Source organism: Nocardia anocheti (assembly GCF_029675105.1).
Taxonomy (GTDB): Bacteria; Actinomycetota; Actinomycetes; order Mycobacteriales; family Mycobacteriaceae; genus Nocardia.
On the sequence record NZ_JAQQFV010000005.1, the window covers coordinates 582,311 to 596,554 of the forward strand.

Annotated in this window: 16 protein-coding genes; 11 read left to right on the plus strand and 5 right to left on the minus strand. The window is 71.4% G+C overall.

The window, feature by feature from the left end:
• Nucleotides 1-66 precede the first annotated feature (66 nt).
• From QC180_RS16605 to QC180_RS16635, 7 genes are all read left to right on the plus strand, one after another.
• Complete coding sequence (locus tag QC180_RS16605) at nt 67-489, plus strand: hypothetical protein (RefSeq protein ID WP_278263630.1); 423 nt, start codon at nt 67-69, stop codon at nt 487-489.
• 33 nt (nt 490-522) lie between these two features.
• Nucleotides 523-1,287 (plus strand): peptidyl-tRNA hydrolase, encoded by a 765-nt coding sequence (locus QC180_RS16610; protein ID WP_278263631.1) that lies wholly within the window; start codon nt 523-525, stop codon nt 1,285-1,287.
• 100 nt (nt 1,288-1,387) lie between these two features.
• Nucleotides 1,388-2,227: an ABC transporter ATP-binding protein gene (locus QC180_RS16615; protein ID WP_278263632.1), complete on the plus strand. Its 840-nt coding sequence runs from the start codon at nt 1,388-1,390 to the stop codon at nt 2,225-2,227.
• Nucleotides 2,228-2,391: 164 nt separating this feature from the next.
• Nucleotides 2,392-3,198 (plus strand): NUDIX hydrolase, encoded by an 807-nt coding sequence (locus QC180_RS16620; RefSeq protein WP_278263633.1) that lies wholly within the window; start codon nt 2,392-2,394, stop codon nt 3,196-3,198.
• Nucleotides 3,199-3,207: 9 nt separating this feature from the next.
• Nucleotides 3,208-3,984 (plus strand): enoyl-CoA hydratase-related protein, encoded by a 777-nt coding sequence (locus tag QC180_RS16625; RefSeq protein WP_278263634.1) that lies wholly within the window; start codon nt 3,208-3,210, stop codon nt 3,982-3,984.
• 88 nt (nt 3,985-4,072) lie between these two features.
• Nucleotides 4,073-5,050, plus strand: a complete 978-nt coding sequence (locus tag QC180_RS16630; RefSeq protein ID WP_278263635.1) for a class I SAM-dependent methyltransferase — start codon at nt 4,073-4,075, stop codon at nt 5,048-5,050.
• The gene (locus tag QC180_RS16635) at nt 5,051-6,445 is read left to right on the plus strand and encodes a THUMP-like domain-containing protein (protein ID WP_278263636.1); all 1,395 of its coding nucleotides are present in this window, start codon (nt 5,051-5,053) and stop codon (nt 6,443-6,445) included.
• Between the two features lie 30 nt (nt 6,446-6,475).
• On the opposite strand, the gene QC180_RS16640 is transcribed toward QC180_RS16635, so the two are convergent.
• Together QC180_RS16640 and QC180_RS16645 are read right to left on the minus strand one after the other, a co-directional pair.
• The gene (locus QC180_RS16640; RefSeq protein ID WP_278263637.1) at nt 6,476-6,997 is read right to left on the minus strand and encodes a hypothetical protein; all 522 of its coding nucleotides are present in this window, start codon (nt 6,995-6,997) and stop codon (nt 6,476-6,478) included.
• Between the two features lie 159 nt (nt 6,998-7,156).
• Nucleotides 7,157-7,558 carry a RidA family protein gene (locus QC180_RS16645; protein WP_278263638.1) on the minus strand — a complete coding sequence of 134 codons (402 nt, stop codon included), beginning with the start codon at nt 7,556-7,558 and terminating at the stop codon, nt 7,157-7,159.
• Nucleotides 7,559-7,665: 107 nt separating this feature from the next.
• Between QC180_RS16645 and QC180_RS16650 the strand changes: the two genes are divergently transcribed.
• Both QC180_RS16650 and QC180_RS16655 read left to right on the plus strand, forming a co-directional pair.
• Entirely contained in the window at nt 7,666-8,649 is a 984-nt protein-coding gene (locus QC180_RS16650; protein ID WP_278263639.1) for a helix-turn-helix transcriptional regulator, read from the plus strand.
• Nucleotides 8,646-8,957 (plus strand): hypothetical protein, encoded by a 312-nt coding sequence (locus tag QC180_RS16655; RefSeq protein ID WP_278263640.1) that lies wholly within the window; start codon nt 8,646-8,648, stop codon nt 8,955-8,957. The genes QC180_RS16650 and QC180_RS16655 overlap by 4 nt, the downstream gene beginning before the upstream one ends.
• Here QC180_RS16655 and QC180_RS16660 read toward each other — a convergent pair.
• Complete coding sequence (locus QC180_RS16660) at nt 8,954-9,493, minus strand: DUF1697 domain-containing protein (RefSeq protein WP_278263641.1); 540 nt, start codon at nt 9,491-9,493, stop codon at nt 8,954-8,956. The two genes, QC180_RS16655 and QC180_RS16660, sit on opposite strands and share 4 nt — an antisense overlap.
• Before the next feature lie 57 nt (nt 9,494-9,550).
• Nucleotides 9,551-10,297 (minus strand): acyltransferase, encoded by a 747-nt coding sequence (locus QC180_RS16665; protein ID WP_278263642.1) that lies wholly within the window; start codon nt 10,295-10,297, stop codon nt 9,551-9,553.
• A gap of 124 nt (nt 10,298-10,421) precedes the next feature.
• On the opposite strand from QC180_RS16665, the gene QC180_RS16670 reads away from it, so the two are divergent.
• Complete coding sequence (locus QC180_RS16670) at nt 10,422-11,714, plus strand: outer membrane protein assembly factor BamB family protein (protein WP_278263643.1); 1,293 nt, start codon at nt 10,422-10,424, stop codon at nt 11,712-11,714.
• A gap of 2 nt (nt 11,715-11,716) precedes the next feature.
• Here the strand turns inward: QC180_RS16670 and QC180_RS16675 are convergent, their stop codons facing one another.
• The gene (locus tag QC180_RS16675) at nt 11,717-12,718 is read right to left on the minus strand and encodes a polysaccharide deacetylase family protein (RefSeq protein WP_278263644.1); all 1,002 of its coding nucleotides are present in this window, start codon (nt 12,716-12,718) and stop codon (nt 11,717-11,719) included.
• A 121-nt stretch (nt 12,719-12,839) separates the two neighbouring features.
• On the opposite strand from QC180_RS16675, the gene QC180_RS16680 reads away from it, so the two are divergent.
• Nucleotides 12,840-14,174, plus strand: coding sequence for a putative glycoside hydrolase (locus tag QC180_RS16680; protein WP_278263645.1), 1,335 nt, complete (start codon nt 12,840-12,842; stop codon nt 14,172-14,174).
• Nucleotides 14,175-14,244: the final 70 nt, after the last annotated feature.

Sequence of the window (14,244 nt, forward strand, 5' to 3'; positions counted from 1 at the left end):
GCCGGGACGTAGAGTGACGACGAGGTGTTCCGAGTCGTCGTCACTGTTCGTCACTGGGAGGCTGCGGTGCGTAGGACCATGTTCGTACTGATCACCGTGGCGGGCCTGGGCGCACTGACGGCGGGCTGCGGTGGCGACGATCCCGAGCCCACCCAGGTGGTGTTGCCGGACTACCCACCCGCCGATCCCGCGCCGCCGGTGCTGATCGACCAGACGGTCAACGGCGGCACCGTGGTGATGCCCGTCGGCCGCCGCCTGCACGTGCGGTTACCGCAGTCACCGGACTCCACCGAGCAGTGGGCGGTGGTGAACTTCGAGGCGGGCATCCTGGTGCCCGACGGTGGTCCCCAGGCCGACGGCAATGCCACGGTCTGGCGCTATCGCACCGTCCAGCCCGGTGCCACCGCTCTCCAATACAGCTACACCCCGGCCAACAAGGCGCCGGTCCGGCCCGCTCCCGCCTTCTTCCTCGACGTCCAGGTGAGGTGAGCGTCCGTCCGGTTCGATTACGCTGATCCGACGATGAGCGACGAATCGACCGGCACCGTGGACACCCCCGCCGACACCTTCGCGGCCCGGCACGCCGAACTCGCCCGCGGCTACGGCGGCGCGGGCGACCCCGAGGACCCGGCGCTGGTGCAGGCCATGCAGATGGTGCTGCACATCCCCAAGATCGATCCGCCCGCCCGCAGCGCCCTGCTGGCCGCCGCGGCCGCCTCGGCGCTGGCGGTGTGCCTGGACCCGCGTTCGGGACCGGGCGGGGAGTGGGAACCGCGATACCTGGCGTGGAAGCGCTCGCGGATCAGGAAGGTCGCGCGACGGGCCAGGGGCGCGCAGTGGGCGGCCGCGGGCGAGGTCGACGGGGTGACCGTCGAGGTCGACGGCGCGCAGGCCCGCGCGTTCGTGCCGGGACCGGTCGGCGCGATCGACCCGCGCGTACGCAGACTCCAGATCGGCGGCACCGATCTCGAACACGACGAGCCCGGCCCGCCCGACCCCGCGCTGCCGGTGCTGTGGGTGAACGCGGCGCTGGAGATGTCGGTGGGCAAGGCCGCGGCGCAGGTGGGTCACGCGAGCATGCTGCTGGCCGGTGCGCTGCCCCTCGACGTCGTCGAGGACTGGGCCGCGCGCGAGTTCCGCTGCGCGGTGCGCGACGCCGATCCCGAGCGGTGGGCCCGGCTGACCGCCGAGGTGGCGGCGGGCCGCGCGGTGGCCGTGCGCGACGCCGGATTCACCGAAGTGGCACCGGGTTCGATGACGGTGATCGCGGTGCCCGCCGGGCGTTGATCCGGCCGACACGCGCGTGGCGGGCTCCGCGCACCGTGTGACCCGGCCGCGCGCATCCGATCCGGGCCGGTCGTTCCGCAAAGCGGTCGGGTGGGCCAAGATGGAGCGCGTGTCGCAACCCGATCCCGATCCTGATCTGCTCATCGACTTCTCCGACGTCACCATCCGTCGCGCGGGCCGAACGCTCGTCGGCCCGGTGACCTGGCAGGTCGAGCTCGACGAACGCTGGGTGGTGCTCGGCCCCAACGGGGCGGGCAAGACCTCGCTGCTGAGAATGGCCGCCGCCGAGATCCACCCGACCTCCGGCGCGGCGAACCTGTTGGGGGAGACGCTCGGTCGCGTCGACGTCACCGAACTGCGCCCGCGCATCGGCCTGTCCTCGGCGGCGGTGGCCAGCCGCATCCCGGTGGACGAGAAGGTCAGCGACCTGGTGGTCTCGGCCGGGTACGCGGTGCTGGGCCGCTGGCGCGAGCGCTACGACAGCATCGACACCGAACGCGCGGTTGACATGCTGGAAACCCTGGGCGCCGAACACCTTTCCGACCGCACCTACGGCACCCTGTCCGAGGGTGAGCGCAAGCGCGTGCTGATCGCGCGGGCCCTGATGACCGACCCGGAACTGCTGCTGCTCGACGAACCCGCCGCGGGCCTGGACCTGGGTGGTCGCGAGGAACTCGTCGAACGGCTGGGCAATCTGGCCGCCGACCCCGACGCGCCCGCCATGGTCCTGGTGACCCACCACGTGGAGGAGATCCCGCCGGGCTTCACCCACGCGCTGCTGCTCAAGGAGGGCGAGGTGGTGAGCCAGGGCCTGCTCGAGGACGTCGTGACCGCCGCCAACCTCAGCGCCGCCTTCAGCCAGTCCATCGCGCTGGATCGGGTCGACGGGCGCTGGTTCGCCCGCCGGGCGCGGCGCGCGGGACAGCACCGCCGGGCCTGAGCACGGTTCCCACTCAGCGGCGGCATCGTTTCCCTCGCGAACCAAGCGGGCGTTAGGGTGCTGGCAGGCCGGTGCATCGGCGCACCGGCCCGAGCGCGTTCGGCGCGTCCGGGCCGCCTCCGGGCGGCTGTGGTCGCCGGGCAGCGCAGGCGGAGAGGAACGGTATGAGTGAGTCCGGGGTGCCCGTGCGGGACGCGTCGACGGTGATTCTGGTGCGCGACGGCGACGCGAGCCTCGAGGTGTTCCTGCAGCAGCGGGTCAAGGGCATGGCCTTCGCGGGCGGGATGACCGTGTTCCCCGGCGGCGGGGTCGACCGCACCGACGCCACCGCCGACATCGCCTGGGCCGGTCCCGGCCCGGACTGGTGGGCCCAGCGCTTCGGCATCGACGAACCGAGCGCGCAGGCGCTGGTCGCCGCCGCTGTGCGCGAGACGTTCGAGGAATGCGGCGTGCTGCTGGCGGGCCCGACCGCGCAGACCGTCGTCGACGATCCCACCCACTATCGCGAGGCCCGCGGCAGGCTCGAGCGCCGCGAACTCTCGCTGGCCGAGTTCCTGGCGGCCGAGGGACTCGTGCTGCGCGCCGACCTGCTGCGTCCGTGGTCCAACTGGATCACGCCGGTGGCCGAACCGCGCCGCTACGACACTCGGTTCTTCGTCGCCGTGCTGCCGCAGGGCCAGAGCGCCGACGGGGCCACCTCCGAGGCCGCCCGGGTGGCCTGGGCGAGCCCGCGCGACGCGCTGGCGAGCTGGAAGGCGGGCCAGCACGTGCTGCTGCCGCCCACCTGGTCGCAGCTCGACGCGCTGTGCGGATTCGCCGACACCGCCGCCGTGCTCGCCGCCGAGCGGCCGATCACCCCGATCATGCCCACCTACACGCCCACCGGCGACGGTCCGCCGCTCACCGACTTCCCCGACAACGGCCGGTATTTCGCGGAGCTGCCGCAGCTGGGTGCACTGGGCGGCCGGTAGGTTGACGGCATGGCCGAATTCGTCACCCTCGAGCTGCCCGCCGAGCCGTCCGCTCGCGGCGTCGCGCTGCTGCGCATCGATCGTCCGCCGCTGAACCTCGTCGACGCCCAGCTGGCCAGGGAGGTGGCCGCCGCCGCGGCGACCGTCGCCGGGCACCCCGGGGTGGCCGCGCTCATCGTCTCCGGTGACGAGCGGGTCTTCAGCGCGGGCGACGAGATGCGCGAACTCGCCGAGCTCGACTCCGGCCAGGCCGCCGCCATGGCCGCCGATCTGCAGCGCGCGCTGGGCTGCCTGACCCGGGTGCCGCAGCCCACCGTCGCCGCGATCACCGGCTACTGCCTCGGTGCCGGGCTGGAGCTGGCGCTGGGCGCCGACCACCGGATCATCGGCGACAACGTCAAGCTCGGGCTGCCGCAGATCAAGGCGGGCCTGATCCCACTGTCGGGCATCCGCCGACTCACCCAGCTGATCGGCGCGAGCCGCGCGAAGGACCTCGTCTACACCGGCCGTTTCGTCGACGCCGAGGAAGCCGCCGCGCTCGGCCTGGTCGACGAGGTCGTGGCCCCCGACGACGTGCTCTCCGCCGCCCGCCGCTGGGCCGAGCAGTTCGTCACCGCCGCTCCCCGCGCCCTCGCGGCCGCCAAGGCGGTCTTCGAGGCGGGCCCGCACGGCCACTCCGCCGCGGTCACCGAATGGTCGGCCCTGTTCGACACCGACGACGCCCGCACCGGCACCCGCGCCTTCGCCGCCGAGGGCCCCGACAGCGCCGTTTTCACCGGACATTGAGCGCGGTCCCGGTCGTTCGACCAGGTGGAACGGCCGGAAACAAGACCGCCCACCACGTGCTGAGGGTCTCCTATTACGCTGTCGTGTTATGACGGTTCACCCCGACGACCCCGCGCCGAACCCGCATGCCACCGAGGCCGAGGTCGAAGCAGCGCTGAAGGACACCAAGCTCGCCCAGGTCCTGTATCACGACTGGGAAGCGGAGACCTATGACGACAAGTGGTCGATCTCCTATGACGAGCGCTGTATCGCGTACGCGCGCGGCCGGTTCGACCTCGCCGTGGGCGACGCGCCGCTGCCCTACGAGCGGGCGCTCGAGCTCGGCTGCGGCACCGGCTTCTTCCTGCTGAACCTCATGCAGGGCGGCGTGGCGAAGTCGGGTTCGGTCACCGACCTCTCGCCCGGCATGGTCAAGGTGGCGCTGCGCAACGCCGAGAACCTCGGCCTGGACGTGGACGGCCGCGTCGCCGACGCCGAGACCATCCCCTACGACGACGACACCTTCGACCTGGTGTGCGGCCACGCTGTGCTGCATCACATCCCCGACGTGGAGCTGGCGCTCAAGGAGTGCCTGCGCGTGCTCAAGCCGGGCGGCCGTTTCGTCTTCGCCGGTGAACCGACCACCGTCGGCAATTTCTACGCCCGCAAGCTGGGCCAGGTCACCTGGAAGGTGACCACCGAGGTCACCAAGCTGCCGTTCCTGTCCGGCTGGCGCCGTCCACAGACCGAGCTGGACGAGTCCTCGCGCGCCGCCGCGCTCGAGGCCGTCGTCGACCTGCACACCTTCGATCCCAGCGATCTGGAGAAGATGGCGAAGTCGGCCGGTGCCGTGGACGTCAAGGCCACCACCGAGGAATTCGCCGCCGCCCTGTGGGGCTGGCCGGTGCGCACCTTCGAGGCCGCCGTGCCCGACGAGAAGCTCACCATCGGCTACCGCATGGCGCAGTACCGCGCCTGGCTGGGCCTGAGCTGGCTCGACGAGAACGTGCTGCGCAAGGTCGTGCCCCGCGAGTTCTTCTACAACGCGATGATCACCGGCGTGAAGCCGGGCGCCGCGCAGAAGTAGGTGGGGTACCGCTTCGGCCGCGACGACATCGCCTTTCTCGGCGGCGCGGCAGGTCGTGCCGCGCTGGCCGAGGTCGACCGGCTGGAGCTGACCCCCGCGACGCACCTGCGCGATATCGAGCAGGTGCGCCGCACCCACGGCGACCACACCGCCGCCCTCATCGAGACGGTGCGGTTGCGGCGCAAGGCCGCGGGGAAGCTGCCCGATTCGGCCGGGTGGTTGTTCACCGACGACGCGTTGCAGCAGGCCACGCCCGCGCTGGTCGCCCGGCATCGGGCGCAGCGGCTGGCCGGTCGCGCGGTGCATGATGTCACCTGCTCGATCGGTGCGGAACTGGCCGAATTGGCGCGGACCTGCCCGAATGTCATCGGCAGCGATCTCGACGAGATCCGCCTCGCCATCGCCGCCCACAATCTCGGTGTCGCGCCGGTGCTGGCGGCCGATCCCGGCGGGCTGCCGCACGGCCTCGCCCCTGGTTCTCCGGCCGACTCGCCGGACCCGCGCGTGTCCACCGCTGCCCGCGCCTCGGCTGGCTCCGTGCCCGGCGCCCTCGCTGCCGACGACCATCCCGATGCGGTGCCCGGCGCCGTCGCTGCCGACGACGACCCCGCGCCCGATGCCGTGTGCGGCGCCGTGTACCGCCACGGGACCATCGTGCTGGCCAGGGCCGACGCGCTCACCCCGACCTCCCGCGACACCGTGATCATCGCCGATCCGGCTCGGCGCGCCGATGGCCGCCGCACCTACGATCCGGCCAAACTCCAGCCCCCGCTGCCCGATCTCCTCGCCGCCTACGCCGGCCGCGATATCGCCGTGAAGTCCGCGCCCGGACTGGATTTCGACCGGCTCGGCTGGTCCGGAGAGATCGAGGTCGTCTCCCTCGACGGGTCGGTGCGCGAAGCGTGCCTGTGGTCGCCTGGACTGGCCGAACCGGGTGTCACCCGCCGCGCCACCGTCCTCGACTCCCGGGGCGGCGCGACCACTCTCACCGACGCCGACCCCGACGACATCCCCGACCGTGCTCCCGGCGACTGGATCATCGACCCCGACGGCGCGATCGTGCGTGCGGGCCTGGTCCGTCACTACGCCGCGAAACACGGCCTCTGGCAACTGGACCCACAGATCGCCTACCTCACCGGCGACACCGTCCCACCCGGCGTCCGCGGCTTCCACATCGAAGACCGCTTCGAACTCCGCGAGAAGACCCTCCGCCAGGAACTGTCCCGCCGCGACTGCGGCTCCCTCGAGATTCTCGTCCGCGGCATCGACCTCGACCCCGACGCCCTCCGCAAGAAGCTCAAACTCCGCGGCTCCCGCCCTTACACCCTGGTGATCACCCGCATCGGCCGCACGGGCGTCGTCTTCCTCTGCACAGCCAGCGGTGCACGTCCCTGACGACACCGCCTCACCTGTGGTCAGCGACGATCAGGTCCTCGGCGCGGCCACCCCACGCCCGACCAGCAACAGCGCTCCAGCGGCCAGCGTGGCGAGGGTGACGAACCCGCCCAGCAGCGGCCCATTCATGGCATGGTCCGGCGTCAGGCGGTCGATCATCGACCATCCGGTCACCGTGGCCGAACCGCTGAGCAGTCCGGACACGAAGACGCCAACCGTCGCGGCGGTGAGCACGGTCCGCTTGACCGCCGCCACGCCGACGACGCCGGAAGCGAGGCCGATTACCCCGCCCAGCAGGTAGAGCACCACCGCCGCCACCGCGGTTCCTCTGGACGTGAAGCCGACCGCGGGGTCGGCGAGATCGCCCAGGGACAGGGACCCGGCGATGATATCGACCCACGGAGCGGTGATCGTCACGAACGCGAGTGCGCCACTCGCGATCGCGACACCTCCGCCCCACCTGGCGAGGCTCGGCTGCTCGTTCGCGCGCGCGACGAGTCCGTTCCGCGAAGCTGTGGATGGGTGCGGTGTCTGGTACCCGGAATCGGTCATCGCCTACTTCTCTCACTCGCTGATGCGCGACGAGGACCGAGTCTAGAACCGCCGCGCCCCACCGCGTCGAGGAAGCGAAGTGGTCTGTTCTCGAGCGGATCTCGCGGCCGGATCGGCGGCCTGAGCGCCGCCTCCGGTGGGCGGAGGCGGCGGCGGGGATCAGTCGACGGCGGTGGCCTCGAGTTCGATCAGCTGGCCGGGGACGGCCAGGCGGGTGACCCCGAGCATGGTGGTGGACGGGGCCGCGCCCACCGCGCCCAGGCGGGCGGCCAGGACGCCGTAGTGCTGGAAGAGCAGGTCGACGTCGGTGGTGTAGACGTTGAGACGGACGACGTTCGTCAGCGTCATCCCGGCCTCGGTGAGGACGGCTTCGACATTGTCGAGGCTCAGTGCCAGCTGGGCGGCGAGGTCGTCGGGGTGCTCGGGCTTGCCCTCGGCGTTCATGGCCGTCTGTCCCGAGCAGTACAGGGTGCGGGTCGCCCCGGTGACGAGCTCGCCCTGGTTGAACCCCAGCTCGAGCGACCAGTCCACAGGGTTGACGGCCGTACGTTGCGCTGCCACATCAGCTCCATTCGATTCGGTGACCGACGTCCCTCGACGTCGTGGGAGCAAGCCTCACAGCGAATCACGACATCTTGTGTCGTGTATTCGGTGCTAGTTTTTCCGATGTGCGCGCGGACAGATTGGTGGCGCTGGTGCTGCTGCTGCGCCGGCGCGGCAGGCTGACAGCGGCCGAGCTGGCCGCCGAACTGGAGGTGTCGACGCGCACCGTCCTGCGCGATATCGAGGCGCTGTCGACGGCCGGGGTGCCCGTCTACACCGAACGCGGCAGGCACGGCGGTTTCGCCCTGCTGCCGGGTTTCCGCACCGAACTCACCGGCCTCAACCACGACGAGGCCCTGGCCCTGCTGATCGCCGGATCACGCCGGGGCGCCCAGGCTTTCGGGCTCGGCTCGGCGCTGGCCTCGGCCATGCTCAAGGTGGTCGACGCGCTGCCCGAGAGCTATCGCGACACCGCAACCGATGTGGCCGAACGGCTGCTCATCGAACCCGAGGCGGATCTGCTCGCCCGCAGGCAGGTCGTCGAGGAGGTGCCTGTCGCGATCCTGGCCGAGATCCGGCGCGCGGTCCTGGCCGGTCACAAGCTGCGCATCCACTACGCGGCTGTCGACCAGCCGCCGCGGTGGCGCACCGTCGACCCGATCGGCCTGGTTGTCGTCCGCGACCAGGGCTACCTGCTGGCCACCCGATCCGGCGAGGACCGTACCTACCGCCTGGCCCGGGTGCATGCCGCCGAGGAACTGGCGGAACCGGCCCAGCGCCCTGCCCGCGTCGACCTGGACCGCGCCTGGCAGGACCGCAGCACCCGCTTCCGCGCCGGTGGCGCGCAGCTCACCGTCGAACTCCTGCTCGCCCCCGCGCGCCGCGAGGAACTCGTCGGCACCGCACTGGCCGTGCTCGCCGAAGAACCCACCCCCGACGGCCTGCTGCGCCTCGAGGTCGCCTTCCAGGACGCCCGGCACGCCGAATGGGCCCTGTGGCAGCTCGGCACCGCCGCCGAAGCCCTGTCCCCACCGACCCTGCGCACCGCCCTGCGCGACCGCGCCATCGCCTTCGCCACCCACTACGACACTCCGAAAGGCCCCCGATGACCGTCTGGCACGCCCCCGCCGATGTCGACTACGACAGCGCCGTCGCCGAGCAACTCACCCTGATGGAAACCTACGCCGACGGGGAGATGACCCGCGCAGACTTCCTCACCGAATGGCGGTCCGCCCGCCGCCTCGCCACCACCAACGGCGAACAGGTCGGCGAGGATTTCGCCTGGATCCTCGACGGTGTGGACTCCGAAGTCCGCGACTACCCGACCGACCCCGCCCCACCCGAAGCCGACGACCCCTCCGAGGACCCCCTGCGCGCCGAAGTCGACCAGGCCCGCATCGCCCTGGGCGGGCTCTAACCCTCGATCTTCTTCACCACCCGTTGCACCGTGAGCCAGGTGCGGGTGGTGATGTCCTTGCCGTAGGTCTTGTCCAGGCGGGCCATGAAGTCGGGGGTGGCGCCGGTGCTGTTGTCGATGACGGTGAGGAAGGCGCGGGCCTCGGCGTCGTAGCCGATGACGCGGGTGAGGGGGTCATCGGGGAAGGCGGTGGTGTCGGCCTCGCGCATCTCGTGCTTGAAGAAGGTGACGGTGAGGTAGGAGCCGCGTTCGTGGGGCAGACCCTCGAACGGGTCGCGGTCGAGCAGGGCGCGCAGGGCGGCGTGGCTGCGGACGATGGTGCCGCCGGGGATGCCCAGCTCGGTGACCAGGCCCTGCTGGATGCGATCTTCCAGGTCGGCGGGGTCGTCGGCGGTGCGGAAGACGATGTTGCCGCTGCTGAGCACCGAGGCGACCCGGTCGAAACCGAGCCCCTCGAACACCCCGCGCAACTTCTCGTTCTTCATGTTGGGGTTGGCGGGCATGATCCCCCGCAGCAGCGCCGCATAGCTCTCCACGCCGGCGACGCTACCCACGCCCACCGACAGACTCCAGCACCGTCGGCCCGTGCCGGATCAGGCCTCGGCGGCGGCGTTCTTCTTGCGCTCGATATCGGCCAGGGCGGCCAGGTAGGCGGCGCGTTCCTCGGCGGTGGCGTCCCAGGCGACCTTGCGGTTCTTGACCACCTTGGCGGGCGCGCCGACGGCGATGCTGTAGTCGGGCACGTCCCCGCGCACCACGGCGTGGGCGCCGAGCACACAGCCGCGACCCACGCGGGTGTCGCGCAGCACCGTCACCTTGGCGGCGATCCAGGTGTCCGGGCCGATGCGCACGGGGCTCTTGACGATGCCCTGGTCCTTGATGGGCAGGGTGATGTCGTCCATCTTGTGGTCGAAGTCGCAGATGTAGCACCAGTCGGCGACCAGGGTGGACTCGCCGATCTCGATGTCGAGGTAGGTGTTGACGACGTTGTCCTTGCCGAAGACCACCTTGTCGCCGATGCGCAGCGAGCCCTCGTGGCAGCGGATGGCGTTGCCGTCGCCGATGTGCACCCAGCGGCCGATCTCCATGCGGGCGAAGCCGGGGGTCGCGTGGATCTCCACATTGCGCCCGAGGAACACCATGCCGCGCAGCACGATGTGCGGGTTGGCCAGGCGGAACTTGGCCAGCCGGTAGTAGCGCACCAGGTACCACGGGGTGTAGGCGCCGTTGGTGAGCACCCAGCGCAGCGAGTCCCTGGTCAGGAATCGCGCCTGCTGCGGATCCCGGCGGCGCGATCCACGCCAGCGTGCGCTCAGCGGGGCGCCCCACATGCTCGTCACGAAGTACTCTCCCGTCGTGATCCGCCGGGCCTGCCACCCGGGGATTCGGTCATCGGGTAAACAGAGTACTTTCGTCAGCGCACACCAACAGTGCCCTACCCCGATTACCCAGGGAGATCAGCAGGTGCGAACCCGGACTCGCGTCGTTGCCTCGCTCGCTGCCGCCGGAGTGGTGGCGCTGGCCGGATGTGGCACGGATGTGGACGACATCACCGTCGGCGCCGGAAAAGGCTGGCCCGCAGTGCATCACGCGGCCGCCAATGCGGGGGCCAGCCCCCTCGACGGGGCGAAGGCGGTGGTGCTGAGGTGGTCGCGGCCGGTCGGCGGGCCCATCGCCCAGCCGTTGACCATCGGTCCCGAGGGACAGATGTTCGTCACCACGAGCACCGCCAACTGCGCGGTCTTCTCCTTCCAGATGCGCACCGGTCGCAAACGCTTCTGCAATCAGCTCGGACCCTCGACGATCCAGGCGCCGACCGTGGTCGACGGGGTGAGCAATGTCTATGTCGGTGACGACGGCGCGGTGAACTCGTTCAACTACCTGGGTCAGCCGCGCTGGCGCACGCCGGTGGCCGGGGTGCCGGTGGCGATCCAGTTCACCGGCGACAGCAAGGTGCTCACGATCACCCAGTCCGGCCAGGTCGACGTGCTGAACCGGCAGACCGGCGGTCGCGAGGTGCCGACCCTGCAACTGCTCGGCGAGCCCGACTTCCTGCAGTTCCCCGGCCTGACCAGGCCCGCCTCCGGCGACGGCCTCGACGACTGCGAGACCGGCGGCCCGCGCTGCGCGGTCGCCAACACCACCGCCGTCGACCCGTCCACCGGCCGCTTCTACGTCACCGTGTGGGAGCCCGGCAAGGCCGCCGCGTCGCTGCGCGCCCTGCGCTACGCCGACGGCAAGGTGACCCAGGACTGGAACGCGGAGATGCTCACCGGCGGCAGCGCCACCAGCCCCACCCTCTCCGCCGACGGCGACACCGTCTACGTCGGGGACAACAGCGGTCGGCTGATCGCGGTGAACGCCGAGGACGGCAGCACCCGCTGGACCCACGCGCTGGGCTGGAACCCGCGCGGCGGCATCTCCGTGGTCGGCGATCTGATCGTTCCCGCGGGCGACGACGGCCACCTGACCGCCCTGCGCGACACCGGCGAGGCCGTCGAACTCGCCTGGGAACGCAAGGATCTCGCCCTGCGCGGCACCCCCGCCCTCACCACCGGCGGCGTCGGCTACACCGTCGCCGCGATCGGCGCGGGCCTCAACCTCATCACCTTCGACACCGCCACCGGCGAAACCCTCGACTCCGATCACCTCCCCGACGCCACCGGCACCGTCAACGGCCCGTCCATCGGCCCCGAGGGCGAGGTCGTCGTGGCCACCCGCCTCGGCGAGATCTTCGCCTTCGCCCCGGAGGTCTGAGCTCAGTACGGGTTGGCCGGGGCCGACCAGCGGGCGTTCAGGTCTCCGGCGAGCTGGCGGGGGAACGAGACGCGGGCGGGATCGCCGTCGGCGGTGTAGCGCTGCTCGGGGTGGGCGGCCAGCCAGTCCAGCCAGTAGGCCGAGTCGAACGGGACCGCGCCGCGGCCCGAACGGATGCGCGGCACGCCGCCGGGGTCGATGGCGCCGTAGGGGGCGGGGGCCGGGTTCGCGCCGACCAGCATGACCGCGTCGAAGGCGTAGGACGTGCCGTCCCAGCTGCCCGCGCGGGTCAGGGCGTGGTCGCGGGGGTGGATACCCAGCGGCAGGGCCATGGTCCGGACGGTGACCGACGGCGCGGCCTGGTGCACCGCGCGCACATTCCGCGCGAACTGACGTTGCACGCCCTCGGCGTCGAGACTCGCCAGGTTCGCGTGATCGGCGGTGTGCGCGCCGATCTCGTGTCCGTGGGCGACCAGCCAGGGCAGGGCGCGCGGGTCGCCGCCGAAGGGGTCGTTGTTGACGTAGAAGGTGGCGACCGGACGGAAATCCGGGTAGCGCGTGGCGAATTCGGCGAGGATGCCCGCCGCGCTGTCGGGGGCGACCGCGCCGGTGTCGGTGAAGGCGAGTTGGCTGTCGGTGGAGTCGTCGAAGGTGAGGACCACCGGGTGGGTTCCGGCGGGCAGGTCGAGATCGCCGGAAACGTACTGCGCGGCGGTGACCGGGCGGTAGTTCTCGCGGTGGAGGCGTTCCAGCTCGTCGCGGAACTCGGCGGGGGTCTGGTCGTACTCGCCCGCCGGATGCGGGGTGATCTGGTGATACATGAGCACCGGGACCAGCCCCAGTTCGTTGGCGGCGACCGCGGCGGGATCGGGCGGTGTCGTCGTCGCGGGTGGGGGCGCGATCGGTGGCGGTGGGGGCGCTGCGGAATTCGGTGCGGTGCACGCTGTGAGTGTCGCCGCGAGCAGCAACAGAACTCGGAGTACGGTCGTCGAACCACCCGCCATCGGCGCAATGTTACGGGGCGGCGGAGGTTTTTCCGTGATCTTCGAATATCCGTCGGCACGCGCCAGGACTACGGGATAGTGGCCTGACACACGGGATCGGAAGGCGGTGTGGGCGTTGGGAATGCGGCTCGGATCGGTCACTCGACGGCGCGGGGCGACGATCGCCTGCGGTGCCGTGCTCGCGGCGGTGGTGGTGGCGCTGGTGGCCGGATTCGCCCTGAGCAGATCGGCGGGGATGCCCGCCGCCGACGCCGTGGCACCGATGCTGCAGATCGCGCCCGCCGAGCCGGGGTCCTATCGCGCGCCGGTCGTGGTGCGCGGCACCGCCTCCGACGCGCAACGGGTCTCGGTCGGTGACGTGACGGCCACGCCCGGACCCGACGGCGCCTTCGAACTCTCGGTGCCGTGGGCGCCCGCGCTCAAGGTCGTCGCGGTGGACGCGGCGGGCAACGAGAGCCGTAGCACCGTCGTCACCGCGACGACGCTGCCGCGCACGCGGGCGGTGCACGTCACCGCGCACGCCTGGTCGCACGAGGGCCTGCGCGAGGCCGTGCTCGACCTGGCCAGGCAGGGCCGCATCGACACGGTGCAACTCGACATCAAGGACGAGGACGGCGTCGTCGGCTACGACTCGCAGGTGCCGCTGGCCCGCGAATCCGGCGCGGTCGCCGCGATCTACGACGCGCCCTCGGCGCTGAAACAGCTGCACGACCTGGGCCTGCGGGTCGTCGGGCGCATCGTCGCCTTCCGCGACCCGACGGTGGCCGCGTGGGCCTGGCACCACGGGAGGCCCGACTGGGTGATCCAGAACCCCTCCGGGCAGCCCTATTCCAGCCACTACGGCCCGATCGCCTTCACCAATGTCGCCAATGACGAAGTACGCCGCTACAACATCGATCTCGCGGTCGAAGGGGCCGAGCTCGGCTTCGACGGCATCATGTACGACTACGTGCGCCGCCCCGACGGCAGCCTGTCGAGCATGCGTTTCGCCGGTCTCACCGGCACCCCCACCACCGCGGTCGCCGACTTTCTGGCCCAGAGCCGCTACCCCGTGCACAGCGCGGGCGCGCACCTGGGCGCCGCCGTCTACGGCATCGCCGCGACCCGCCCCGACCAGATCGCCCAGGACATCCCCCTGATCGCCCGCAGCGTCGACTACGTGGCCCCCATGATCTACCCCTCGCACTGGAACTCCGGCGAATACGGCGTCGCCGACCCCAACGCCCAGCCCTACGACATCGTCCTGCGCTCCCTGCGCGACTTCCAATCCGCCGTCACGGGCACCGGCGCCGCCGTCATCCCCTGGCTCCAGGACTTCAGCCTCGGCGTCACCTACTCCGACGCCGAGATCGCCGCCCAGATCGCCGCCACCCGAGACGCGGGCATAGACAGCTTCTTCCTCTGGAACGCCGCCACCCGCTACCACGGCGGCGGCATCCACCCACCCGGCGACTAGGTTCTGTCTCGAAGTGTTGACGGCGGGCTGGTAGCCCGCCCTCAACTGTGTCGCAGCCACTGATTGATCC